We start from the raw sequence: 24,052 nt of genomic DNA, 5'->3' as shown, positions 1-24,052 counted from the left end.
TCCGGGACGTGCGGCGGTTCCCCACGCCGTGGAGCGTGAGCACGCCGGCGGGCCGCCGTGTGGAGCGCCCTGCCCGGGCAGAGCCTCGGCGCACGTCCCGCTTCCCCCGCAGTGACCTGCCCCTTCGCCTCTCCCGCGGTGCCGGAGAATGGCCCCGTGAGTGATGTGAGACATGTGCTGGTGCTGCCGGATCGCGACGCCGCCGAGGAGGCGGCCGAGGCGCTCGGGGAGCGGTTCGGCATCCACGAGGAACCCCGGCTGGTCCGGGACGCGCTGGCCGGCGAGGACGACGCCGAGGACGCCCAGTGGCTGGTGGTGCTGCGGGACGAGGACGAGCGGCTCGATCCCGCCGAGCTGGACGCGTTCGCGGGGGAGTGGGACGGCTGGCGCGAGGAGCCGTGACCCCGGGCCCGGCGCGCCGCCGGCGTCGGGGCCGGCCCCCGAGCCGCGCTCAGGGGCCGCTCCGGGCCCGGTCAGGGTGCCGTGAGCGCTTCGTTGTCAGTGCCGCGTGGGATGCTGTCAGTGATGGCCAGGAAGACTGCGAATGACGACCCTCTCGCCCCGGTGACCCTCGCCGTGGGCCAGGAGGACCTCCTGCTCGACCGTGCCGTGCGGGAGGTGGTGGCCGCCGCCAGGGCCGCCGACGCCGACACGGACGTACGTGACCTGACCCCGGACCAGCTGCAGCCCGGCACACTCGCCGAGCTGACCAGCCCGTCGCTCTTCGCCGAGCGCAAGGTCGTGGTCGTACGCAACGCGCAGGACCTGTCCGCCGACACGGTCAAGGACGTGAAGGGGTACCTCGGTTCGCCCGCCGAGGAGATCACCCTGGTGCTGCTGCACGCCGGCGGCGCCAAGGGCAAAGGGCTGCTGGACGCCGCGCGCAAGGCGGGGGCGCGGGAGGTGGCCTGCCCGAAGATGACCAAGCCGGCGGACCGGCTGGCCTTCGTGCGGGGGGAGTTCCGTTCGTCCGGGCGGTCGGCCACGCCCGAGGCGTGCCAGACGCTGTGCGACGCCATCGGGAGCGATCTGCGGGAGCTGGCCTCGGCGGTCTCGCAGTTGGTCGCGGACGTGGAAGGGACGATCGACGAGGCCGTCGTCAGGCGGTACTACACCGGGCGTGCCGAGGCGTCCAGCTTCACGGTCGCCGACCGGGCCGTGGAGGGCCGGACGGCGGAGGCGCTGGAGGCGCTCAGATGGTCGCTGGCGACGGGCGTGGCGCCGGTGATGATCACCAGCGCGCTGGCGCAGGGCGTGCGGGCGATCGGGAAGCTGTCCTCGGCGCGGGGCGGCCGGCCGGCCGACCTGGCGCGTGAGCTGGGCATGCCGCCGTGGAAGATCGACCGGGTCCGGCAGCAGATGCGGGGCTGGACGCCGGACGGGGTGGCGGTGGCGCTCAGGGCGGTCGCCGAGGCGGACGCCGGCGTGAAGGGGGGCGGCGACGACCCCGAGTACGCGTTGGAGAAGGCGGTCGTGACGATCGCCCGGGCCGCCCGCTCCCGCGGACGCGGGTAAGCGGCGCCGGGACCGAACCCCGCACGAATGGGGTGCGGAAAAGGGCGACCAGCCCTCGGTCCGCGTCCCGCACACCCCGCCCGCCTTCCGGGCACGCGGGCCGGTCGCGGGCCCCCGGGCCGGTCCCGGGACACCCGGGCCCTGTCCCGAGGCCGTTTTCCAGCAGCAGACACACGAGAACCCCGGCCCCCCGCCCTGGGGAAGGGCGGGGGAACCGGGGTCCTCGGTTCAAGCTGGTGAGCCCGTTCCCGCGTGGCGAACGCAGGCCGCGAACAGGCTCGGGGTGCCGGGCGGGAGCGGATGAGAGAGGGCCCGCTCTGGGTCCTTCCGGCGGTCAGATCAGAAAGGGATTCAGCCCTTGAGGGACGCGACCTTGGAAGCAAGCGCCGACTTCTTGTTGGCGGCCTGGTTCTTGTGGATGACGCCCTTCGAGACGGCCTTGTCGAGCGCACGCGCGGCAGCGCGCTGCAGCTCGGTGGCCTTCTCGACGTCACCCGCGGCAGCGGCCTCGCGGGCCTTGCGGATCGCGGTCTTCAGGGAGGACTTGACGGCCTTGTTGCGCAGCCGGGCCTTCTCGTTGGTCTTGATCCGCTTGATCTGGGACTTGATGTTCGCCACGAAGGAGCCTTTTCAGGTTCAGGCGCGGGGCCGCGTGGGTCCCGTGCCGGTGATCCAAAATTATCTGCCGTGCCTCGCGCTGAGAGGGCATGAGGCACAGCCATCTACAGTACCAGTGGCCCTCCGGACGGCCCAAAACGGCCCCCGGTCCCTGCGCGTGGGACCATGGAGACTACGTAACGATCCGACCCGAGGCATAAGGCGCCTCAAGAGACAGGACCCTGCGTGCCCGCGACCCCTAACCATGTGCCCGAGCCGAGCCGTACCGCCCCGGCTCTGATCCGCAATTTCTGCATCATCGCGCACATCGACCACGGCAAGTCCACCCTCGCCGACCGGATGCTCCAGCTGACCGGTGTGGTCGAGCAGCGGCAGATGCGTGCTCAGTACCTCGACCGGATGGACATCGAGCGCGAGCGCGGCATCACGATCAAGTCCCAGGCGGTGCGGCTGCCCTGGGCCCCGACCGAGGGCCCCGACCAGGGCACGACCCACATCCTCAACATGATCGACACCCCGGGGCACGTCGACTTCACCTACGAGGTCTCGCGGTCGCTCGCCGCCTGCGAGGGGACCATCCTCCTCGTCGACGCCGCCCAGGGCATCGAGGCGCAGACCCTCGCCAACCTCTACCTGGCGATGGAGAACGACCTCACGATCATCCCGGTGCTGAACAAGATCGACCTGCCGGCCGCCCAGCCGGAGAAGTTCGCCGAGGAGCTGGCGAACCTGGTCGGCTGTGATCCGGAGGACGTGCTCAAGGTCTCCGCGAAGACCGGGCTCGGCGTGGACGCGCTGCTGAACAAGGTCGTCAAGGAGATCCCGGCACCGGTCGGGGTCGCCGACGCGCCCGCCCGCGCGATGATCTTCGACTCGGTGTACGACTCCTACCGCGGTGTCGTGACGTACGTCCGTGTCATCGACGGCCAGCTCAACAAGCGCGAGCGCATCAAGATGATGTCGACCGGCGCCACGCACGAGCTGCTGGAGATCGGCGTCAGCTCGCCCGAGATGCTGCCGGCGGACGGCCTCGGCGTGGGTGAGGTGGGATACCTCATCACCGGTGTGAAGGACGTCCGGCAGTCGAAGGTCGGTGACACAGTCACCAGCCAGCAGAAGGGCGCGACCGAGGCGCTCGGCGGTTACAAGGACCCGAAGCCGATGGTCTTCTCGGGCCTGTATCCGCTGGACGGCTCCGACTACCCGGAGCTGCGCGAGGCGCTGGACAAGCTCCAGCTCAACGACGCCGCGCTGGTCTACGAGCCGGAGACCTCCGCGGCCCTCGGCTTTGGCTTCCGTGTCGGCTTCCTCGGCCTGCTGCACCTGGACGTGATCCGGGAGCGGCTGGAGCGCGAGTTCGGCCTCGACCTGATCGCCACCGCCCCCAACGTGGTCTACCGCGTGGTCATGGAGGACGGCAGCGAGCACACGGTCACCAACCCGAGCGAGTTCCCCGAGGGCAAGATCAACGAGGTCTTCGAGCCGGTCGTACGAGCCACCATCCTCGCGCCCACCGAGTTCATCGGCTCGATCATGGAGCTGTGCCAGACCCGGCGCGGCACCCTGCTCGGCATGGACTACCTCTCCGAGGACCGGGTCGAGATCCGCTACACGCTGCCGCTCGCGGAGATCGTCTTCGACTTCTTCGACCAGCTGAAGTCCAAGACCCGTGGTTACGCCTCGCTGGACTACGAGCCCACCGGCGAGCAGACGTCGAGCCTGGTCAAGGTCGACATCCTGCTGCACGGCGACAAGGTGGACGCGTTCTCCGCGATCACTCACAAGGACCAGGCGTACGCGTACGGCGTGCGGCTCGTCGCCAAGCTCAAGGAGCTGATCCCGCGGCAGGCCTTCGAGGTGCCGGTGCAGGCCGCCATCGGCTCCCGGGTGATCGCCCGCGAGACCATCCGCGCCATCCGCAAGGACGTCCTCGCCAAGTGCTACGGCGGTGACATCTCCCGTAAGCGGAAGCTGCTGGAGAAGCAGAAGGAAGGCAAGAAGCGGATGAAGATGGTGGGTTCCGTGGAGGTTCCGCAGGAAGCCTTCATCGCCGTGCTGTCCAGCGATGACAGCGCGGGGTCGGCCAAGGGCAAGAAGTAACCAGGGGTAACTACTGGCGACGCCCGTAAACCGGGCATGTGAGGGCCCGTCGTGCGAAAGTGCGGCGGGCCCTACGCGTGCGTAACGTCGCTCTGAGTGGAAAGTGACAGGCCGAGGCCCCTTACGCAGCGGGCGGTCGCCCCTTACCCTGATCCCTGCTCGATAGTTACTCGTGAGTTAAACAACAGACCGAACCCCCACAGTGAGTTAACCCAGCCGCACCGAGTCAGCCGCACCGTCGCGGGCCCCGGAGGATGTCGTGAGCGACACACAGACCCTGATCGAGAACCGTCCGCCGTCCGTGGCGGCCCTCTTCCTGGAGCGCGTGGCGGCGACACCCGACGCCGAGGCCTACCGCTACCCCGTCCCGCCGTCCGCCGGGCAGGGCCCCGACGACTGGAAGTCGCTCAGCTGGGCGCAGGCGGCCGACCGGGTGTACGCGATCGCGGCCGGGCTCATCGACCTGGGCGTGGAGCCCGAGCAGCGGGTGGCGCTCGCCTCCTCCACCCGCGTCGAGTGGATCCTCGCCGACCTCGGCATCATGTGCGCCGGCGGTGCCACCACCACCGTCTACCCGCAGACCAACGCCGACGAGTCCGCGTTCATCCTCTCCGACTCGCAGAGCCGGGTGCTGATCGCCGAGGACGCCGCCCAGCTCGCCAAGGCCGTCGAGAAGCGCGCCGAGCTGCCGGACCTGACGAAGGTCGTCGTCATCGACCCGGCCGGCGTGGAGACGGACGAGTGGGTGATCACCCTCGCCGAGCTGGAGCGGCGCGGTGCCGCCTACCTGGAACAGCACCCGCAGCTGATCAAGGAGCGGGTCGGCGCGATCACCAAGGACCAGCTCGCGACCCTCATCTACACCTCCGGCACCACCGGCCGCCCCAAGGGCGTGCGGCTGCCGCACGACAACTGGGCCTACATGGCGAAGGCCATCGCCGCGACCGGCCTGGTGACCATGGACGACGTGCAGTACCTGTGGCTGCCGCTCGCGCACGTCTTCGGCAAGGTGCTCACCTCCGGACAGATCGAGGTCGGGCACGTCACCGCCGTGGACGGGCGGGTCGACAAGATCATCGAGAACCTTCCGGTGGTGCGGCCGACGTACATGGCGGCGGTGCCGCGGATCTTCGAGAAGGTCTACAACGGTGTCGCGGCCAAGGCCCGCGAGGGCGGCGCGGCCAAGTACCGGATCTTCCAGTGGGCCGCCGAGGTCGCCCGCGAGTACGCCAAGGCCAGCCAGGACAACTTCCGGCGCACCGGCACCGCCTCCGTGCCGTTCGGGCTCGCCGCCAAGCACAAGGTCGCCGACACCCTCGTCTACGGCAAGCTCCGCGAGGCCTTCGGCGGCCGGCTGCGGGCCTGCGTCTCCGGGGCCTCCGCGCTCTCCCCGGAGATCGGCTACTTCTTCGCCGGCGCCGGCATCCACATCCTGGAGGGCTACGGCCTCACCGAGACCTCCGCGGCCTCCTTCGTCAACCCCGGCGAGGCCTACCGCACCGGCACGGTCGGCAAGCCGCTGCCCGGCACCGAGGTCCGTATCGCCGACGACGGCGAGATCCTGCTGCGCGGCCCCGGCGTCATGGAGGGCTACCACAAGCTGCCCGAGAAGACCGCCGAGGTGCTGGAGTCCGACGGCTGGTTCCACACCGGGGACATCGGTGAGCTGTCGCCCGACGGCTACCTGCGCATCACCGACCGCAAGAAGGACCTCATCAAGACGTCCGGCGGCAAGTACGTGGCCCCGGCGGAGGTCGAGGGGCAGTTCAAGGCGGTGTGCCCGTACGTCTCCAACATCCTCGTGCACGGAGCCGACCGGAACTACTGCACCGCCCTCATCGCCCTGGACGAGATCGCGATCCAGGAGTGGGCGAAGGAGAACGGGCTGGAGGGCAGGCCGTACGCCGAGATCGTCGCCGCGCCGCAGACGGTGGAGATGGTCGACGGGTACGTCCGGGAGCTCAACGCCGGCCTCCAGCGCTGGCAGACCATCAAGAAGTTCCGGCTGCTGCCGCGGGACCTCGACGTGGAGCACGGGGAGATCACGCCGAGCCTGAAGCTGAAGCGGCCGGTGGTGGAGCGGGAGTACAAGCACCTCATCGAGGAGATGTACGCGGGGACGAAGGAGGCGTAGCGCGGTCCCTGCCGACGGGTCCTGCGCCCCTGTTCCTGCTCACCCGCGCCCGAAACGTTCCCTCTTCTGGTCACTTCGGTAACTCACCGCTTATAGCCGCCCCCCGTCTGTCACCCTGGCCGCATGGATATGGCGGCCATACCCACGCAGCGGGAGAGCGGCACGCAGCCCGGTGAGACGCGGGGCCGGGCCACGCTGCCCGGCAGTCCCCTCGCCCCGGGCTCGGCCCGCGCGCTCGTGCGGGCCGCGCTGGACCAGATGCCCGGGGTCTGCGCGCGGCTCGCCGACGACGCCATGGCCGTCGTCAGCGAGCTGGTCACCAACGCCGTCGTGCACGCCGGCACCGAGGTGCAGGTCGAGTGGCGGCTGGAGGACACCGGCGCGCTCGTGGTCGAGGTGCGCGACCAGCACCCGTCCCGCGCCCCACGGGACGCCACGAGCGGCGAGGGGCCGTACGACACCCCCGAGTACGGGCGTGGCCTGCGGCTCGTCGCCACGCTCGCCGAGTCGTGGGGCGTCACCTACCGCACCGGCGCCAAGACCGTCTGGGCGCGGCTGCCCCCGGGTGGCAGCGAGGCCCTGGACGGACCCGGCCCCGAGCCCGCCCTGGAGGTCGCCGAGGACCTCGCCCCGCAGCCGCACCGCGCCGAGGGCGACCGGGACTGGCTCGGCCGGGGCGCCCTGTCCTTCCTCGCCGAGGCCTCCGACCTGCTCGCCGGACAGCTGGACGAGAATCTGGTCACCGCGCTCACCGGACAGCTGATCGTGCCCCGGCTCGCCGACTGGTGCGCGGTCTGGCTGGAGGACGAGGCGACCGTCCGGGGCGGCGCCGGCGGCGGACCCGCCCGGGTCTGGCACGCCAGCGAGGCCCGGATCGAGGAGCTGCGGTGCGCCCTGGAGAAGGAGCCGCCGTGCCCGCCGGGCGGGCTGCGCTCCGGCCCCGAGCCCTACCCCTGGCCCGGCCACGCGCTCGGCCCGCAGGGCGCCGACGGGACGGCGCTGTCGTACCGGCTCGTCGCGGGCGGCCGGCCGCTCGGCACGCTGGTCATCGGCCGGTGCGGGCTGACGGGCTTCCCGGACGAGATCACCGGGCTGGTGGAGGACCTCGGCCGCAGGGTGGCCCTGGCCATCGGCGCGGCCCGCCAGTACGCCCGCCAGGCCACCATCAGCGCCGTCCTCCAGCGCGGCCTGCTGCCCGGCGCCGTCGCCGAGATCCCCGGCGTGCGCAGCGCGCTCGTCTACGAGCCCTGCGACAAGGGCGGCCCCAGCGGCGACTTCTACGACCTGTTCCCGGCGGGCGACGGCCGCTGGTGCTTCGCCGTCGGCGACGTCCAGGGCAAGGGCCCGGAGGCCGCCGTGGTGATCGGTCTCGCCCGCCCCTGGCTGCGCCTGCTGGCCCGCGAGGGCTACCGGGTCGCCGACGTCCTGGACCGCCTCAACCAGCTCCTCCTGGACGACGCCACCGAGGCCGCCGACGCCGCCGCCCGCGCCCTGGTCGCCGTCGGCGGCCGGCCGCTGGCCACCGGGGAGGGCCCGCAGACCCGCTTCCTCTCCCTCCTCTACGGCGAGCTGACGCCGTACGACGGCGGGGTCCGCTGCACCCTCGCCTCCGCCGGCCACCCGCTGCCGCTCGTCCTCAGCCCCGACGGCACCGTGCGCACCGCCGCCCGCCCGCAGACCCTGCTCGGCGTGGTCGAGGACGAGACCTACACCAGCGAGACCCTCGACCTGCGCCCCGGCGACAGCCTGCTCTGCGTCACCGACGGCGTGACCGAGCGGCGCTCCGGCACCCGCCAGTTCGACGACGGCGACGGCCTCGCCCGCGCCCTGTCCGGCTGCGCCGGGCTCGGCGCCGAGCTGATCGCTGAAAGGATCCGCCGCCTGGTCCACGACTTTGGCGGCGGCCTGCCCGAGGACGACCTGGCCCTGCTGGTGCTCCAGGCGGAGTAAGGCCCACGGTGCTGGACAATGGAAGGCATGCCTTCCGCACTCCCCGACGGCGAGCCCGTCCCCACCGACGGCGCGCTGCCCGCGCACGCGCTCGCCGGGGCCGCCACCCGCCCGCTCGGTTTCTACCTGCACGTCCCGTACTGCGCGACCCGCTGCGGCTACTGCGACTTCAACACCTACACCGCGACCGAGCTGCGCGGCACGGGCGGGGTGCTGGCCTCCCGCGACAACTACGCGGACACGCTGACCGAGGAGGTCCGGCTGGCCCGGAAGGTGCTGGGCGACGACCCGCGCGAGGTCCGCACGGTGTTCGTCGGCGGCGGCACGCCGACACTGCTGGCCGCCGACGACCTCGTACGGATGCTGGGGGCGATCCGGGACGAGTTCGGGCTGGCACCGGACGCGGAGATCACCACGGAGGCGAACCCGGAGTCCGTCGACCCCGCGTACCTCGCCACCCTCCGCGAGGGCGGCTTCAACCGGATCTCCTTCGGCATGCAGAGCGCCAAGCAGCACGTGCTGAGGATCCTGGACCGCACCCACACCCCCGGACGCCCCGAGCGCTGCGTCGCGGAGGCGCGGGCGGCGGGCTTCGAGCACGTCAACCTCGACCTGATCTACGGCACGCCGGGGGAGAGCGACGACGACTGGCGGGCGTCCCTCAAGGCTGCCCTGGGCGCCGGACCCGACCACATCAGCGCCTACGCGCTCATCGTGGAGGAGGGCACCCAGCTCGCCCGCCGCATCCGCCGGGGCGAGATCCCGATGACCGACGACGACGTCCACGCCGACCGGTACCTGATCGCCGAGGAGATGCTGAGCGCGGCGGGCTTCGACTGGTACGAGGTCTCCAACTGGGCCACCTCCGAGGCGGGCCGCTGCCTGCACAACGAGCTGTACTGGCGCGGCGCCGACTGGTGGGGCGCGGGGCCCGGTGCCCACTCGCACGTGGGCGGGGTCCGCTGGTGGAACGTCAAGCACCCGGGCGCGTACGCGGCGGCGCTGGCGTCGGGGAGGTCGCCGGGCGCGGGCCGGGAGCTGCTGTCCGACGAGGACCGGCGCGTGGAGCGCGTCCTGCTGGAGCTGCGGCTGCGGGAAGGGGTCCCGCTGTCCCTGCTGAAGGAGGAGGGCCTTGCGGCCTCCCGGCGCGCGCTGGCGGACGGGCTTCTCCAGGAGGGTCCGTACGAGGAGGGGCGGGCCGCGCTGACCCTGCGCGGGCGGCTGCTGGCGGACGCGGTGGTGCGGGACCTGGTGGACTGATCACCCCGGCGGGGTGAATCCCCCCGGAACGCCGGTTCGGTCCCTAACCTGGTTCGTAGGCTGCCGCCGATGGGACGCGGCGGATGTGGAGGCCACGGCCGCTGGCGTGGTCAAGCGCTCGATCTACGCGGCGGGGAAGATCCCTGCCTACCTCGTCGTCGATCCGATCATGGCCCACTGCGTTCTGCTGACGAAGCCGGCGGGCCAGGGGGAGGACGCCGACTACCTCAGCCAGGAGATCGTCAAGTTCGGCGATCCGGTGTCCCTGGAGGTTCTCGGGGTCGAACTGGACACGACCGAGTTCGGAACGTTCCCCGACGTCAGGCCCCACCGCTACCCGTGACGAAGTCGATCAGCTCCTCCACGCGCCCCAGCAGCTCCGGCTCCAGGTCCTTGTAGGAGCCCACCCGCTTCAGGATCGCCTGCCACACCGCCCCGGTGTTCTCCGCCGGCCAGCCCAGCGCCCGGCACACGCCCGTCTTCCAGTCCTGCCCCTTCGGCACCGCCGGCCATGCCGGGATGCCCAGCGACGCCGGCTTCACCGCCTGCCAGATGTCGATGAACGGGTGGCCGACGACCAGCGCGTGTTCGCTGGTCACCGACTGGGCGATCCGCCACTCCTTCGTGCCCGGCAGCAGGTGGTCCACCAGGACGCCCAGGCGGGCGTCGGGGCCCGGGGCGAAGGACTCCACGATCGCCGGGAGGTCGTCCACGCCCTCCAGGTACTCCACGACCACGCCCTCGATCCGCAGGTCGTCCCCCCACACCTTCTCGACCAGCTCGGCGTCGTGCCGGCCCTCCACGTAGATGCGCCCGGCGCGGGCCACGCGCGCGCGTGCCTGGGGGACGGCGACCGAGCCGGACGCCGTACGGGCGGGACGCACCGGCGCCGAGGAGGCGGGGCGGACGAGCGTCACCACGCGGCCCTCCAGCAGGAAGCCGCGCGGCTCCAGCGGGAACACCCGGTGCTTGCCGAAGCGGTCCTCCAGGGTCACCGTGCCCGCCTCGCAGCGGATCACCGCGCCGCAGAACCCGGTGCCGGGCTCCTCCACCACCAGACCCGGCTCCGCCGGGACCTCGGGGGCGGGCTTCTGCTTCTTCCAGGGTGGGGTCAGGTCGGAAGAGTACACACGAGGGCGCGGGCCCGAAGGGCCCTCGTGGGAAGGGCGGTGGCGGGAGACGGGTGGGCGCATTCGGATGACGATAGGAGAAGCCGTGCGGTGAGGCGTACGACACGCCGGGGCCGGCCGGGAAGAGCCGCTCAGATCACGCCGAACCGCGTTGCCAGGGCGTCGCGTTGACGGCGGACGAACCCCGCGTCCACCACCGCTCCGTGACCGGGCACGTACAGCGCGTCCTCGCCGCCGAGCGCCAGCAGCCGGTCCAGCGCGTCCGGCCAGCGGGACGGGACCGCGTCGGGGCCCGCCTGCGGTTCGCCGGACTCCTCCACCAGGTCGCCGCAGAACACCACCTCCGGATCGCCCGGGACCAGCACGGCCAGGTCGTGCGCCGTGTGGCCGGGGCCCAGGTTGGCCAGCAGCGCCTGGCGACCGCCGCCGAGGTCCAGCGTCCACTCGCCGGAGACCGCGTGGCGGGGCGGCACCAGCGCGTCCACCGCCTCGTCGGCGTCGGCCACCGGCAGCCCGTTGCGGATCGCGTCCAGCCGCAGGTCCGCGCGCTCGTACGCGAACACCGCGTCCAGCCCCACCGCTCCGTACACCTCCGCCCCGGCGAGGGCGGCGGCGCCGAAGACGTGGTCGAAGTGGGGATGGGTGAGCGCGAGATGGGTCACACGGCCGCCCGCCAGCGCCTCGGCCTGCCCGCGCAGCCGGACCCCCTCCGCGAGGCTCGAACCGGCGTCCACGAGCAGGGTCGTACCCTCCCCCAGGACCAGCCCCGCCGTGCAGTCCCAGCCCGGCAGCCGGCACCGGCCCACCCCCGCGGCCAGCCGCTCCCACCCCAGCTCTTCCCAAGTCACGGTCATACCCGCGACGCTAGCGGTACGAGCCGGTACGGCGGCCCGACCTTGCCCAGGGTGTACCCGGCAGCCGTACACTGGCCGGGGAACGCTGGCACTCGCATGGGTGGAGTGCCAGGCGGACGACCCGGGCGGACGAGGGGACGACGTGCTGGAGGTGCGCGCGAATGCTGAGTGAACGCAGGCTTCAGGTACTGCGCGCCATCGTCCAGGACTACGTGGGCACCGAGGAGCCGGTCGGTTCCAAGGCGCTCACCGAGCGGCACAACCTCGGCGTGTCCCCGGCGACCGTCCGCAACGACATGGCGGCCCTGGAGGACGAGGGGTACATCGCCCAGCCGCACACCAGCGCGGGGCGGATCCCCACCGACAAGGGCTACCGGCTGTTCGTGGACAAGCTCGCGGGCGTCAAGCCGATGACCGCGCCCGAGCGGCGGGCGATCCAGAACTTCCTGGAGGGCGCCGTCGACCTCGACGACGTCGTGGCGCGGACCGTGCGGCTGCTCGCGCAGCTCACCCGGCAGGTCGCCGTCGTGCAGTACCCGTCCCTGACCCGGTCCACCGTCCGGCACGTGGAGCTGCTCTCGCTGGCTCCCGCGCGCGTGATGCTCGTGCTGATCACGGACACCGGCCGGGTCGAGCAGCGGATGGTCGACTGCCCGGCGCCGTTCGGCGAGGCCTCGCTGGCCGACCTGCGGGCGCGGCTCAACAGCCGGGTCGCCGGCCGCCGGTTCACGGACGTGCCGAAGCTGGTCGAGGACCTCCCGGACGCCTTCGAGCCGGAGGACCGCGGTACGGTCTCCACGGTGCTCTCCACTCTTCTGGAGACACTCGTGGAGGAGAACGAGGAGCGGTTGATGATCGGCGGCACCGCCAATCTGACCCGCTTCGGTCATGACTTCCCCCTCACGATCCGGCCCGTCCTGGAGGCCCTGGAGGAGCAGGTCGTGCTCCTCAAGCTCCTCGGCGAGGCGAAGGATCCGGGCGTGACCGTGCGTATCGGGCACGAGAACGCCCATGAGGGACTCAACTCCACCTCCGTCGTGTCGGTCGGCTACGGTTCGGGCGGCGAGGCGGTTGCCAAGCTCGGCGTGGTCGGACCGACCCGCATGGACTACCCGGGAACGATGGGAGCGGTACGCGCAGTGGCACGGTACGTCGGACAGATCCTGGCGGAGTCGTAAGTGGCCACGGACTACTACGCCGTTCTCGGCGTGCGCCGCGACGCGTCGCAGGATGAGATCAAGAAGGCGTTCCGTCGGCTCGCGCGCGAGCTGCACCCGGACGTCAACCCGGACCCGAAGACCCAGGAGCGGTTCAAGGAGATCAACGCCGCTTACGAGGTGCTGTCGGACCCGCAGAAGAAGCAGGTCTACGACCTCGGCGGCGACCCGCTCTCCCAGTCGGGCGGCGCGGGCGCGGGCGGCTTCGGGGCCGGCGGCTTCGGCAACTTCTCCGACATCATGGACGCGTTCTTCGGCACGGCGTCGCAGCGCGGGCCGCGCTCGCGCACCCGGCGCGGCCAGGACGCGATGATCCGGATCGAGGTCGAGCTGGACGAGGCGGCCTTCGGGACCACCAAGGACATCCAGGTCGACACGGCCGTCGTCTGCAACACCTGCAACGGCGAGGGCGCGGCGCCCGGCACGTCCGCCCAGACGTGTGACATGTGCCGCGGCCGGGGTGAGGTCTCCCAGGTCACCCGGTCCTTCCTGGGCCAGGTCATGACCTCGCGGCCGTGCCCGCAGTGCCAGGGCTTCGGCACGGTCGTCCCGACGCCGTGCCCGGAGTGCGCCGGCGACGGCCGGGTGCGCTCGCGGCGGACGCTGACCGTGAAGATCCCGGCCGGCGTCGACAACGGCACGCGCATCCAGCTCGCCGGTGAGGGCGAGGTCGGCCCCGGCGGCGGCCCGGCCGGCGACCTGTACGTCGAGATCCACGAGCTGCCGCACCCGACGTTCCAGCGGCGCGGCGACGACCTGCACTGCACGGTCACGATCCCGATGACGGCGGCGGCCCTCGGCACGAAGGTGCCGCTGGAGACGCTGGACGGCCTGGAGGAGGTCGACATCCGGCCCGGCACCCAGTCCGGCCAGTCGATCCCGCTGCACGGCCGGGGTGTCACGCATCTGCGCGGCGGCGGCCGGGGCGACCTGATCGTGCACGTCGAGGTGACGACGCCGACCAAGCTGGACCCGGAGCAGGAGCGGCTGCTGCGCGAGCTGGCCAAGCTGCGCGGCGAGGAACGGCCCCAGGGCCAGTTCCAGCCGGGTCAGCAGGGGCTGTTCTCGCGGCTGAAGGACGCCTTCAACGGGCGCTGACGTGGGCCGCGGGAGTGGCCGGGGGTCCGGGGGTCGTCCCCCGGGCAGGCACGGTCAGCCGGGTCGGCAGGGGCTGTTCTCGCGGCTGAAGGACGCCTTCAACGGGCGCTGAGCGGTGACGGACGGGGTGCTCCGGCACCCCGTATGCCGTGGGCATGTGCCGGTGGATGCCCGGGTTCGGACTTGTCCGAAGGACGTGACAACATGCGGTCATGTCCTCCGCGCTGACCGATCTCTTCCCCCACCCGATCGTGCAGGCCCCCATGGCGGGCGGTGTCTCCGTCCCGCAGCTCGCCGCCGCCGTCTCCGAGGCCGGCGGCCTCGGGTTCCTCGCCGCCGGGTACAAGACCGCCGACGGCATGTACCAGGAGATCAAGCAGCTGCGCGGGCTCACCGGCCGCCCCTTCGGCGTGAACCTCTTCATGCCGCAGCCCGAGCACGCGGAGTCCGGGGCCGTCGACCTCTACGCGCACCAGCTGGCCGGCGAGGCCGCCTGGTACGAGACAGAGCTCGGCGACCCGGACAGCGGCCGGGACGACGGCTACGACGCCAAGCTCGCCGTCCTGCTCGACGACCCGGTGCCGGTGGTCTCCTTCCACTTCGGGGTGCCGCCCCGCGAGGTGTTCGACAAGCTCCACCGCGTCGGCACCTTCACCCTGGTCACCGCCACCACCGCCGAGGAGGCCCGCGCGGTCGAGCGGGCCGGGGCCGACGCGGTGATCGCGCAGGGCGTGGAGGCCGGCGGACACCAGGGCACCCACCGTGACCTCCCCGAGAACGACGGCGCCGGCGTCGGCCTGCTGTCGCTGCTCGCGCAGGTCCGCGAGGCCGTGCGCATCCCGGTCGTCGCCGCCGGCGGCGTCATGCGCGGCAGCCAGATAGCCGCCGTCCTCGCGGCGGGCGCGAGCGCGGCCCAGCTGGGCACCGCGTTCGTCGCCGCCCACGAGTCCGGCGCGCACCCCCTGCACAAGCGGGCGCTGACCGACCCGCTGTTCCCGCGCACGGAGCTGACCCGCGCCTTCACCGGCCGCCCGGCCCGCGCGCTGGTCAACCGCTTCCTGCGCGAGCACGGCAGATACGCCCCCGCCGCCTACCCCGAGGTCAACCACCTGACCGCGCCGCTGCGCAAGGCCGCCGCCAAGGCCGAGGACGCGCAGGGCATGGCGATGTGGGCCGGGCAGGGTCACCGGATGGCCCGGGAACTGCCCGCGGGCCGGCTGGTGGAGGTGCTGGCGGCCGAACTGGCCGAGGCCCGGACAGCGTTGTCGGCCGGGGGTGGTCCCCGATGACCGCGCCCGTGTTCGTCGTCGACTCCCTGGAGGGCGTGGGCCCCGGCTCGGTCGTCGACGTCCAGGGCCCCGAGGGACGGCACGCGGTCTCCGTACGACGGTTGCAGCCGGGCGAGAACGTGGTGCTCACCGACGGCAGGGGCCGGGGCGCGGCCGGGGTCGTCGTCGGCGTGTCGGGGAAGGACCACCTGGTGGTCGAGCCGTTCGAGTTCCCGGTGGAGCCCGAACCCCGCCCCCGTATCACCGTCGTCCAGGCCCTGCCCAAGGGCGACCGGGGCGAGCTGGCCGTGGAGACGATGACGGAGACCGGCGTCGACGCGATCGTGCCCTGGCAGGCCGCACGGTGCATCACCCAGTGGAAGGGTGACCGGGGGCTGAAGGCGCTCGCCAAGTGGCGTGCCACCGCGCGGGAGGCCGGCAAGCAGTCCCGCCGGCTGCGCTTCCCGGAGGTCGCGGACCTGGCGGCCACCAGGCAGGTCGCCGCGCTGCTCGCCGAGGCGGACTTCGCCGCCGTGCTCCACTCCGACTTCGACCACGTCAGCGAGCCCCTGGCCACCGCCGAACTCCCCACCGAGGGCGAGATCGTGCTGGTCGTGGGTCCCGAAGGCGGTGTGTCCCGCGACGAGCTGGCGCTTTTCGAGGAGGCGGGCGCGAGGGCCTGTGTCCTCGGCCCCAGCGTCCTGCGCACCTCCACCGCCGGCACCGCCGCCGTGGCCCTGCTGCTGGGCCGCACCGGCCGCTGGTCCTGACCCCGGGAGACACCGTGGAACTCGTCCAGGTCCGGCTCCTGGTGACCGACTTCACCGCCTGCTACCGCTTCTACGCCGACGTCCTCGGCCTCAAGCCGCAGTCCGGCGCGGTGGAGGGGCCGTACGAGAAGTTCAGCCCGCACGCCGGCTCGGCCGGGATCGCGCTCCAGGACCGCGCGATGACGGCCGGGCTGCCGGCCGAGCTGGGCGACACCGCCACCGGTCACCGCTCCCTGGTCGTCCTGCGCGTCGACGACCTCGACGCCTACTGCGCGCAGATCACCGCCCGGGGGGCGACCCTGCTGCACGGACCGGCCCCCATGACCGACCGCATGCGCGTGGCCCACGTCAAGGACCCGGAGGGCAACCTCGTCGAACTCCAGGAGTGGCTGCTGCTGCGCGGCTGACGTCCGCCGCCACGAGCCGTCCGAGCCTGTGATGACTGCGCGCACGGCCGGCGTGGACGGCCGGGCCCCCGAACGGGTGAGTGGCCGTATCCGGGCTTCCGCGCGGCGGGGGCCGGTGGCACGCTGCCGTGTATGGGGGCTTCGAGGCGGACACGGGGTCGGGCGCGAGCGGTGGCCGTGGCGGGACTCGTCGTGGTGGGCGGCCTGGCTGTCGTGGCCTGTCAGCCCGGTGGGGGGCTCGGGTCCGCGAGCGTCGCCTTCACCACCGACCAGACCGCGACCGCCGCGCTGGAACACCGGCACGTGAACGTCGCCTGGCTCACGTGCACCGGCGGTTACCGCGATGACGACGGCGCGCGCCGGGGCTCGCCCGCGCCGAGCGAGACCACCGTCGTCTCCGTCGACTGCCAGGGCGAGACGGACGACAGGCGGAAGATCGTCGTCACAGGGCTGGTGACCAAGGCCGTCGACGGTGCCTGCGTGCGCGGCGACCTGACCGCCGAGGTCGGCGGCAGACGGGTGTTCCGCGTCGACGGGCTCGGCAACTGCTCCGCCCCGGCCGGGCCGACGTACCGGCCGCCCACCGGGGGACGGCCGACCGTGACCGTCACCGTCACCCGCACCGTCTGGCCCGTGCCGGGCAAGTGATCCGAAACCGGGAGCGGAGGCACCCGGTCGCTGCGTAGAGTGACGGGGTGACTCAGGCTGCTTCGACGGGAACCACGGCAGAGACCGCCTATCTCCGATTCCCCCATGTCCACGGGGACTTGGTGACCTTCGTCGCCGAGGACGACGTCTGGCTCGCGCCGGTCGACGGCGGCCGGGCCTGGCGGGTCAGCGCCGACAACGTGCCGGTGACCCGGCCCCGGATATCGCCGGACGGCCGGCACCTGGCCTGGACCTCCACCCGGGACGGCGCCCCCGAGGTGCATGTCGCCCCGGTCGACGGCGGTCCCGCCGAGCGGCTGACGTACTGGGGCAACAGCCGTACCGAGGTGCGCGGCTGGACCCCGGACGGGCGGGTGCTCGCGCTCGGCGCGCAGGGCCGGCACAGCCTCCGGCAGACCTGGGCGCACGCCGTCCCGCTGGACGGCGGACCCGCCGAGGCCCTGCCGTACGGCCCGGTCGGCGACGTGGCCCTCGGTCCGGCCACCGTGCTGCTGTCCGCGCCGATGGGCCGTGAGGCCGCGCACTGGAAGCGCTACCGGGGCGGCACGGCGGGCAAGTTGTGGATCGACCGTGCCGCCGGAGGCGGGGAGGATGCCGGCGAGTTCGTCCGGCTGCACGAGGACCTCGACGGGAACATCGAGTGCCCGGTGTGGGCCGGGGACCGCATCGCCTTCCTCTCCGACCACGAGGGCACCGGAGCGCTCTACTCCTCCCTCGCCGACGGCTCCGACCTGCGCCGGCACACACCGCTCGACAGCTTCTACGCCCGGCACGCGGCCGGTGACGGCACCCGTGTCGTCTACAGCTCGGCCGGCGAACTCTGGCTGCTGGACGACCTGGAGGGCGCCGAGCCGCGCCGGCTGGACGTACGGCTCGGCGGACCCCGCGTCGACCTGCGGCCGTACCCCGTCAACGCCTCCCGCTGGCTCGGCGAGGCGGCCCCCGACCACACCGCGCGCGGCAGCGCCGTCTGCGTGCGCGGCGGCATCCACTGGGTCACCCACCGCAACGGCCCCGCCCGCGCCCTGGCCGCCACCCCCGGCGTGCGCGCCCGGACGCCGCGCGTCTTCCGCGCCGACGGCGAGGAGTGGGTGGTGTGGGTGACGGACGCCGAGGGCGACGACGCGCTGGAGTTCGCGCCCGCGACCGGCACCGTGCCCGGCGCCCCGCCGCGCCGGCTCGCCGCCGGGCAGCTCGGCCGGGTCCTGGAACTGGCCATGGCACCCGACGGCAGCCGGGCCGCCGTGGCCGCGCACGACGGCAGACTGCTGATGGTCGAACGGGAGACCGGCGAGGTCCGCGAGGTCGACCGCAGCGCCGACGGCGAGGTGTCCGGCCTCGCCTTCTCCCCGGACTCCGCCTGGCTCGCCTGGTCCCACCCCGGCCCCCGCCCGCTGTCCCAGCTGCGCGTCGCCCACACCACCGACCTGTCGGTGACCGAGGCGACCCCGCTGCGCTTCCAGGACTACGCGCCGGCCTTCACCCTGGACGGCAAACACCTCGCGTTCCTCTCCAACCGCGCCTTCGACCCGGTCTACGACGAGCACGTCTTCGACCTCGCGTTCGTGGTCGGCGCCCGCCCGCACCTGATCACGCTGGCCGCCACCACCCCCTCGCCGTTCGGCCCGCAGCGCCACGGCCGCCCCTTCGAGACCTCCGACAAGGACGAGACCCCCGACGGAGAGGGCACGCCGGCCACCCGCATCGACCTGGAGGGCCTGGCCGACCGCATCGTCCCCTTCCCGGTCGAGGCCGGCCGCTACTCCACGCTCCGGGCCGCCAAGGACGGGGTCCTGTGGCTGCGCCACCCCGTGCAGGGTGTCCTCGGCGCCTCCCGCGCCCACCCCGAGGACCCCGACCCGCACACCGAGCTGGAGCGCTACGACCTCGCCCAGCGCCGTCTGGAGCACCTCGCCTCCGACGCCGACCACTTCGAGGTCAGCGGCGACGGCAGACGCGTCCTGCTGTGGGCCGACGGCCGGCTCCGGGTCGTCCCGAGCGACCGCCGTACCGGCACCGACGACGACGGCGACACCAGCGTCACCGTCGACCTCGCCCGGGTCCGGCAGACCGTCGACCCGGCCGCCGAGTGGCGGCAGATGTACGACGAGACCGGCCGCCTCATGCGCGACCACTTCTGGCGCCCCGACCTCGGCGGCACCGACTGGGACGGCGTCCTCGCCCGCTACCGCCCGCTCCTGGCCCGCCTCGCCACCCACAGCGACCTGGTCGACCTGCTCTGGGAGGTGCACGGCGAACTGGGCACCTCGCACGCCTACGTCATCCCGCGCGGCGGTTCCGGCCGCCGCGCCCGGCAGGGTCTGCTCGGCGCCGACATCTCCCGGTACGAGGACGGCAGCTGGCGCATCGACCGCATCCTGCCGTCGGAGACCTCGGACCCGGAGGCCCGCTCCCCGCTCGCCGCGCCCGGCGTCGCGGTCCGGCCCGGAGACGCGATCATCGCGGTCGCCGGCCACCAGGTCGACCCGGTGACGGGCCCGGGCCCGCTGCTCGTCGGCACGGCAGGCCAGCCGGTGGAGCTGACCGTCTCCCCGGCCGGCGGCGGCGAACCCCGGCACACGGTCGTCGTCCCCGTCGCCGACGAGGAGGCCCTGCGCTACCACGCCTGGGTCGCCGATCGCCGCGCCCACGTCCACGCGGCCTCCGCGGGCCGCCTGGGCTACCTCCACGTCCCGGACATGCAGGCCCCCGGCTGGGCGCAGATCCACCGTGACCTGCGCGTCGAGGTCGCCCGCGAGGGCCTCGTGGTCGACGTCCGGGAGAACCGGGGCGGCCACACCTCCCAGCTCGTGGTCGAGAAGCTGGCCCGCCGGATCATCGGCTGGGACCTCCCGCGCGGCATGCGTCCCACCAGCTATCCGCTGGACGCACCGCGCGGCCCGGTCGTCGCCGTCGCCAACGAGTTCTCCGGCTCCGACGGCGACATCGTCAACGCGGCGATCAAGGCCCTGGGCATCGGCCCGGTCGTCGGCACCCGGACCTGGGGCGGCGTCATCGGCATCGACAGCCGCTACCACCTGCTCGACGGCACCCTGGTCACCCAGCCGAAGTACGCGATGTGGCTGGAGGGCGTGGGCTGGGACGTGGAGAACCACGGGGTGGACCCCGACGTGGAGGTCGTCCAGCGCCCGCAGGACTGGGTGGCCGGCCGGGACGCCCAACTGGACGAGGCGATCAGGCTGGCGCTGGAGGCGCTGGAGAGCAGGCCCGCGAAAACACCGCCGGACATGCCCGTCTGACCGACTACGATGCCCACGGTATTGATCACAGGAGGCACACCCATGGCCGGAGAGCCGCAGAGCGACTGCCTGTTCTGCAAGATCGTGGCGGGCGAGATCCCGGCGACGATCGTCCGCGAGACGGAGACGACCGTCGCCTTCCGGGACATAAACCCCCAGGCCCCGACGCACGTCCTGGTGATCCCCAAGGCCCATTACGAGAACGCGGCCGAACTCGCCGCAGGCGCCCCGCGGATCGCGGCCGACGTGCTCGCCGAGACCAAGGCCGTCGCCGACGACGAGAAGCTCGACAGCTACCGTCTCGTCTTCAACACCGGCAGCGGCGCCGGCCAGACCGTCTGGCACGCCCATGCCCACGTCCTCGGCGGCCGTGGCCTGCAGTGGCCGCCCGGATAGGCAGCCGTGTCCGTCCGTGAACTCGTGGTCCTCGGCACCGCAAGCCAGGTGCCGACCCGGCACCGCAACCACAACGGCTACCTGTTGCGGTGGGACGGCGAGGGCCTCCTGTTCGACCCCGGCGAGGGCACGCAGCGGCAGATGCTGCGCGCCGGGGTCGCCGCCCACGACCTGAACCGGATCTGTGTCACGCACTTCCACGGTGACCACTCCCTCGGTCTCGCCGGGGTCATCCAGCGGATCAACCTCGACCAGGTGCCGCACGAGGTCACCGCGCACTACCCGCGCTCGGGCCAGCGCTTCTTCGACCGGCTGCGCTACGCGACCGCCTACCGCGAGACCGTCGGTGTGACCGAGGCCCCGGTCGCCGCCGACGGCATCCTCGCGGTGACCCGGTCGTACACCCTGGAGGCCCGCCGGCTCTCGCACCCGGTCGAGTCCTACGGCTACCGGCTGATCGAACCCGACGGCCGCCGCATGCTGCCCGACCGGCTCGCCGCGCACGGCGTCGGGGGACCGGACGTGGGCCGCCTCCAGCGCGAGGGCCGGCTCGGGGACGTGACGCTGGAGGACGTCAGCGAGGTGCGGCGCGGGCAGCGGTTCGCGTTCGTCATGGACACCCGGCTGTGCGACGGCGTGCACGCGCTCGCGGAGGGCTGCGACCTGCTCGTCATCGAGTCCACCTTCCTCGACGAGGACGTCCAACTCGCCATCGAGCACGGTCACCTGACGGCCGGACAGGCCGCCGCCGTGGCCCGGGACGCCGGGGTGCGCCACCTCGTGCTCACCCACTTCAGCCAGCGCTACACCGACCCCGGGGAGTTCGAGCGGCAGGCGCGGGCGGCCGGGTTCGCGGGGGAGCTGACCGTGGCCTACGACCTGCTGCGGGTGCCGGTTCCGAAACGCCGGTAAAACACCCGTACGATGCTTTGATGCCCCTCCCGAAAGCAGAACTGCACCTCCACATCGAAGGCACCCTGGAGCCGGAGCTTGCCTTCGAGCTCGCCGCCCGCAACGGTGTGAACCTCCCGTACGCGGACACCGACGCCCTCCGCGAGGCCTACCGGTTCGAGGACCTCCAGTCCTTCCTCGACCTCTACTACGAGCTGATGGCCGTCCTGCGCACCGAGCAGGACTTCGCCGACCTGGCGAACGCCTACCTCGCGCGGGCCGCCGCGCAGGGCGTGCGGCACGCGGAGATCTTCTTCGACCCGCAGGCCCACCTGGCCCGGGGCGTGGCCATGGGCACGGTCGTGGAGGGGCTGTGGCGGGCGCTGGGCAGCAGCGAGACCGCCCACGGCGTCTCCACCAGGCTGATCATGTGCTTCCTGCGGGACGAGTCCGCCGAGTCGGCGCTGGCCACCCTGGAGGCCGCGAAGCCGTACCTGGACCGGATCACCGGGGTCGGCCTGGACTCCGCCGAGGTCGGGCACCCGCCGGTGAAGTTCCGGGAGGTCTACGAGGCCGCCGCCGCGCTCGGGCTGCGCCGGGTCGCGCACGCCGGTGAGGAGGGGCCGCCCGAGTACATCACCGAGGCGCTGGACGTGCTCGGGGTGGAGCGCGTCGACCACGGCCTGCGCTGCGTGGAGGACCCGGCGCTGGTCGAGCGGCTGGTGCGGGAGCGGATCCCGCTCACCCTGTGCCCGCTGTCCAACGTCCGGCTGCGGACGGTCGACGCCCTCGCCGACCATCCCCTGCCCGCCCTGCTCGACGCCGGCCTGCTCTGCACGGTCAACTCCGACGACCCCGCGTACTTCGGCGGGTACGCGGGCGACAACTTCGCGGCCGTGCACGAGGCCCTGGGACTGTCGCGGGACCGGCTGCGCGACCTGGCCCGCAACTCCTTCCTCGCCTCCTTCCTGGAGGACGACGAGGAGCGCAGGGCCCGCTATCTCGCCGAGGTCGACGCGTACGAGTTCGGGGACGCCGTCTCGTAGGCACGCCGGGCGGGTACGGCGGCCGTCTCCACCGGGACCTCGACGACCGCGATGTCCACGGCCGGTACTTCCACGGCCGGTACTTCCGCGACCGGCAGGGGGCGCCTGCCGGTCCGCAGTGCCACCGCCGTCATCGGTACGGCGACCAGCAGCAGCCCGGCGCCGAGCACCCGTCCCATCGCCGGGAAGCCCGCCCCGGCCGCCAGCGCACTGCCCGCCAGCGGCCCCGCCGCCGTCCCCAGCGAGGACGCCGAGCCGACCAGGACCGTCCAGCGGCCGCGCGGGTCCAGGGACGCGGCCAGGGCGATGACGTAGGACAGCACGACCGGGTAGAGCAGGTTCCAGGCGATCTCGCCCGCCGCGAAGGCGGGCAGGTCCGTGGCCGCCGCGCCGAGCGCGACGCACCCCGCGATGACGGCGGTCCCGGCGCCGATGGGCAGGGCCCGGCCCAGTCGCGGGCCGAGCGCGCCCGCGCCCACCACGCCGAGGAGTCCGGCGCCGAGCGCGACCGCGAAGACCGCGCCGACGGTGACCTCGGTGAGGTGTGCCTGTTCGAGGCCGATCCGGCCGCTGACGCCCCACAGGGCGTTCTGGGCGAGGGACCAGCAGGGCATCGCGGCGGCCAGCAGCATTCCCGAGCGCGGGTGGGGGAGCCGGTCGTACCCGGCGGCCGGGCGGGCCGGGGCGCCACGGCCGGGCAGGCGGCCGGTGAACGGCCAGGCGGCGAGCGCGGTCAGCGCGAGGGCGGCGAGCGGAAGGCCGTGGCCGGGGCCCAGTTGAGGGATCGTCAGGTACAGGGCGCCCGCGAGGGCGGAGACGCCGAGCAGACCGAGGGTGGTGACCCGGTGCGGGTCACGCTGGCCGGCGATGCCGCTCGCGGCCACCGCCGTCACCGTGCCGGACCCCAGGCCGCCGACGACCGCGCCCGCGACGACGGCCGGTACGGCGCCGGTGAGCGCGGCGCCGCCGTAGCCGAGGGCGGCGAGCGCGAGGCCGGCGCGGGCGAGGACGCGGGGGCCGGTCCGGCCGACCCGGGAGGCCAGCAGGAAGCCGGCGGTCGCCGAACTCAGCAGCAGGGCGCTGCCGACGGCCCCCGCCTGGGTCGCGCTGAGCGGGAGTCCGCTGTCGAGTCTGCCGACGGTCGTGGGCAGCAGGTAGGGGGCGAGGTACCCGGTCGCGAACAGGGCGACGAGGGGCCAGGGCAGGGTGCGGGGGGCGGACACGGGCGTTCCCAGGGCAGGCGCGAGGTGCGGCTCGGAAAAGGGGGGCTGCGGCCGTCGACGGACAGGAACGCGCGAGCAAGTTGTATCAAGCACGTGGTTCCCGAAGAAGGCCGGTGGGTGTGATCCGGATCACGACGGCGTTTGGGGGTGGTGCGCGCGGGTAGGAGGCTTTAGCCTCCGTTCTCATATGTGGATGCGATTCATAAGGGGAGATGGCTGGAGGGAGGCTCGCCGACCCCTCGCCCG

The 24,052-nt window shown here is 73.1% G+C and carries 20 protein-coding genes and 1 pseudogene; 17 read left to right on the top strand and 4 right to left on the bottom strand.

All coding sequences use genetic code 11. The annotated features are described in order from the left end of the window. Nucleotides 1–156: 156 nt before the first annotated feature. Nucleotides 157–402, top strand: a complete 246-nt coding sequence (locus AB0946_RS02075; RefSeq protein WP_366758717.1) for a hypothetical protein — start codon at nucleotides 157–159, stop codon at nucleotides 400–402. A 123-nt stretch (nucleotides 403–525) separates the two neighbouring features. Then, entirely contained in the window at nucleotides 526–1,515 is a 990-nt protein-coding gene (gene holA, locus AB0946_RS02070) for a DNA polymerase III subunit delta (RefSeq protein ID WP_366758716.1), read from the top strand. Nucleotides 1,516–1,866: 351 nt separating this feature from the next. Here the strand turns inward: holA and rpsT are convergent, their stop codons facing one another. After that, the gene (gene rpsT / locus AB0946_RS02065; RefSeq protein WP_004001350.1) at nucleotides 1,867–2,133 is read right to left on the bottom strand and encodes a 30S ribosomal protein S20; all 267 of its coding nucleotides are present in this window, start codon (nucleotides 2,131–2,133) and stop codon (nucleotides 1,867–1,869) included. Between the two features lie 225 nt (nucleotides 2,134–2,358). Between rpsT and lepA the strand changes: the two genes are divergently transcribed. The 5 genes and pseudogenes from lepA to AB0946_RS02040 form a co-directional block, all read left to right on the top strand. Beyond that, nucleotides 2,359–4,233, top strand: a complete 1,875-nt coding sequence (gene lepA, locus AB0946_RS02060) for a translation elongation factor 4 (protein ID WP_366758715.1) — start codon at nucleotides 2,359–2,361, stop codon at nucleotides 4,231–4,233. A 259-nt stretch (nucleotides 4,234–4,492) separates the two neighbouring features. After that, on the top strand, nucleotides 4,493–6,367 hold the full coding sequence (locus AB0946_RS02055; RefSeq protein ID WP_366758714.1) for an AMP-dependent synthetase/ligase: 1,875 nt from the start codon (nucleotides 4,493–4,495) through the stop codon (nucleotides 6,365–6,367). A gap of 129 nt (nucleotides 6,368–6,496) precedes the next feature. Then, on the top strand, nucleotides 6,497–8,317 hold the full coding sequence (locus AB0946_RS02050; protein ID WP_366759123.1) for an ATP-binding SpoIIE family protein phosphatase: 1,821 nt from the start codon (nucleotides 6,497–6,499) through the stop codon (nucleotides 8,315–8,317). A gap of 27 nt (nucleotides 8,318–8,344) precedes the next feature. After that, entirely contained in the window at nucleotides 8,345–9,577 is a 1,233-nt protein-coding gene (gene hemW, locus AB0946_RS02045; protein WP_366758713.1) for a radical SAM family heme chaperone HemW, read from the top strand. Nucleotides 9,578–9,683: 106 nt separating this feature from the next. Continuing rightward, nucleotides 9,684–9,920, top strand: a pseudogene (locus tag AB0946_RS02040) (Uma2 family endonuclease); the annotation flags it as partial. Here AB0946_RS02040 and AB0946_RS02035 read toward each other — a convergent pair. Together AB0946_RS02035 and AB0946_RS02030 are read right to left on the bottom strand one after the other, a co-directional pair. After that, nucleotides 9,898–10,707 (bottom strand): DUF3097 domain-containing protein, encoded by an 810-nt coding sequence (locus tag AB0946_RS02035; protein WP_366758712.1) that lies wholly within the window; start codon nucleotides 10,705–10,707, stop codon nucleotides 9,898–9,900. The pseudogene AB0946_RS02040 and the gene AB0946_RS02035 sit on opposite strands and share 23 nt — an antisense overlap. A 131-nt stretch (nucleotides 10,708–10,838) precedes the next feature. After that, nucleotides 10,839–11,561, bottom strand: a complete 723-nt coding sequence (locus tag AB0946_RS02030; protein WP_366758711.1) for an MBL fold metallo-hydrolase — start codon at nucleotides 11,559–11,561, stop codon at nucleotides 10,839–10,841. Nucleotides 11,562–11,722: 161 nt separating this feature from the next. Between AB0946_RS02030 and hrcA the strand changes: the two genes are divergently transcribed. The 10 genes from hrcA (at nucleotide 11,723) to AB0946_RS01980 (ending at nucleotide 22,583) form a co-directional block, all read left to right on the top strand. Next, nucleotides 11,723–12,739 (top strand): heat-inducible transcriptional repressor HrcA, encoded by a 1,017-nt coding sequence (gene hrcA, locus AB0946_RS02025; RefSeq protein WP_171156466.1) that lies wholly within the window; start codon nucleotides 11,723–11,725, stop codon nucleotides 12,737–12,739. Then, nucleotides 12,740–13,876 (top strand): molecular chaperone DnaJ, encoded by a 1,137-nt coding sequence (dnaJ, locus tag AB0946_RS02020; RefSeq protein WP_030653759.1) that lies wholly within the window; start codon nucleotides 12,740–12,742, stop codon nucleotides 13,874–13,876. A gap of 212 nt (nucleotides 13,877–14,088) precedes the next feature. After that, nucleotides 14,089–15,165 carry a nitronate monooxygenase gene (locus AB0946_RS02015; RefSeq protein ID WP_366758710.1) on the top strand — a complete coding sequence of 359 codons (1,077 nt, stop codon included), beginning with the start codon at nucleotides 14,089–14,091 and terminating at the stop codon, nucleotides 15,163–15,165. Then, the gene (locus AB0946_RS02010) at nucleotides 15,162–15,914 is read left to right on the top strand and encodes a 16S rRNA (uracil(1498)-N(3))-methyltransferase (RefSeq protein ID WP_366758709.1); all 753 of its coding nucleotides are present in this window, start codon (nucleotides 15,162–15,164) and stop codon (nucleotides 15,912–15,914) included. Before AB0946_RS02015 ends, AB0946_RS02010 begins: the two co-directional genes overlap by 4 nt. A 14-nt stretch (nucleotides 15,915–15,928) precedes the next feature. Next, nucleotides 15,929–16,321, top strand: coding sequence for a VOC family protein (locus AB0946_RS02005; protein ID WP_366758708.1), 393 nt, complete (start codon nucleotides 15,929–15,931; stop codon nucleotides 16,319–16,321). Nucleotides 16,322–16,453: 132 nt separating this feature from the next. Then, on the top strand, nucleotides 16,454–16,969 hold the full coding sequence (locus AB0946_RS02000) for a hypothetical protein (RefSeq protein WP_366758707.1): 516 nt from the start codon (nucleotides 16,454–16,456) through the stop codon (nucleotides 16,967–16,969). 47 nt (nucleotides 16,970–17,016) lie between these two features. After that, the gene (locus AB0946_RS01995) at nucleotides 17,017–20,250 is read left to right on the top strand and encodes a PDZ domain-containing protein (protein ID WP_366758706.1); all 3,234 of its coding nucleotides are present in this window, start codon (nucleotides 17,017–17,019) and stop codon (nucleotides 20,248–20,250) included. Between the two features lie 42 nt (nucleotides 20,251–20,292). Continuing rightward, nucleotides 20,293–20,646, top strand: a complete 354-nt coding sequence (locus AB0946_RS01990) for a histidine triad nucleotide-binding protein (protein ID WP_366758705.1) — start codon at nucleotides 20,293–20,295, stop codon at nucleotides 20,644–20,646. Nucleotides 20,647–20,652: 6 nt separating this feature from the next. Then, complete coding sequence (locus AB0946_RS01985; RefSeq protein WP_366758704.1) at nucleotides 20,653–21,558, top strand: ribonuclease Z; 906 nt, start codon at nucleotides 20,653–20,655, stop codon at nucleotides 21,556–21,558. Nucleotides 21,559–21,578: 20 nt separating this feature from the next. Next, the gene (locus AB0946_RS01980) at nucleotides 21,579–22,583 is read left to right on the top strand and encodes an adenosine deaminase (protein ID WP_366758703.1); all 1,005 of its coding nucleotides are present in this window, start codon (nucleotides 21,579–21,581) and stop codon (nucleotides 22,581–22,583) included. On the opposite strand, the gene AB0946_RS01975 is transcribed toward AB0946_RS01980, so the two are convergent. After that, complete coding sequence (locus AB0946_RS01975) at nucleotides 22,535–23,806, bottom strand: MFS transporter (protein ID WP_366758702.1); 1,272 nt, start codon at nucleotides 23,804–23,806, stop codon at nucleotides 22,535–22,537. The genes AB0946_RS01980 and AB0946_RS01975 overlap by 49 nt on opposite strands. Between the last annotated feature and the right edge of the window lie 246 nt (nucleotides 23,807–24,052).

It is taken from the genome of Streptomyces sp. NPDC046870, from assembly GCF_040704595.1.
Lineage (GTDB): Bacteria > Actinomycetota > Actinomycetes > Streptomycetales > Streptomycetaceae > Streptomyces > Streptomyces argyrophylli.
This window is presented reverse-complemented; position numbering and strand designations above follow the sequence as displayed.

Excerpts from the sequence above, each read along its gene's own strand:
- AB0946_RS02030 (WP_366758711.1), bottom strand. The coding sequence starts at position 11,561 with ATGACCGTGACTTGGGAAGAGCTGGGGTGGGAGCGGCTGGCCGCGGGG.
- AB0946_RS02015 (WP_366758710.1), top strand. The coding sequence starts at position 14,089 with ATGTCCTCCGCGCTGACCGATCTCTTCCCCCACCCGATCGTGCAGGCC.
- holA (WP_366758716.1), top strand. The coding sequence starts at position 526 with ATGGCCAGGAAGACTGCGAATGACGACCCTCTCGCCCCGGTGACCCTC.
- AB0946_RS02000 (WP_366758707.1), top strand. The coding sequence starts at position 16,454 with ATGGGGGCTTCGAGGCGGACACGGGGTCGGGCGCGAGCGGTGGCCGTG.
- AB0946_RS02050 (WP_366759123.1), top strand. The coding sequence starts at position 6,497 with ATGGCGGCCATACCCACGCAGCGGGAGAGCGGCACGCAGCCCGGTGAG.
- AB0946_RS01990 (WP_366758705.1), top strand. The coding sequence starts at position 20,293 with ATGGCCGGAGAGCCGCAGAGCGACTGCCTGTTCTGCAAGATCGTGGCG.
- hemW (WP_366758713.1), top strand. The coding sequence starts at position 8,345 with ATGCCTTCCGCACTCCCCGACGGCGAGCCCGTCCCCACCGACGGCGCG.
- hrcA (WP_171156466.1), top strand. The coding sequence starts at position 11,723 with ATGCTGAGTGAACGCAGGCTTCAGGTACTGCGCGCCATCGTCCAGGAC.
- AB0946_RS01980 (WP_366758703.1), top strand. The coding sequence starts at position 21,579 with ATGCCCCTCCCGAAAGCAGAACTGCACCTCCACATCGAAGGCACCCTG.
- AB0946_RS02010 (WP_366758709.1), top strand. The coding sequence starts at position 15,162 with ATGACCGCGCCCGTGTTCGTCGTCGACTCCCTGGAGGGCGTGGGCCCC.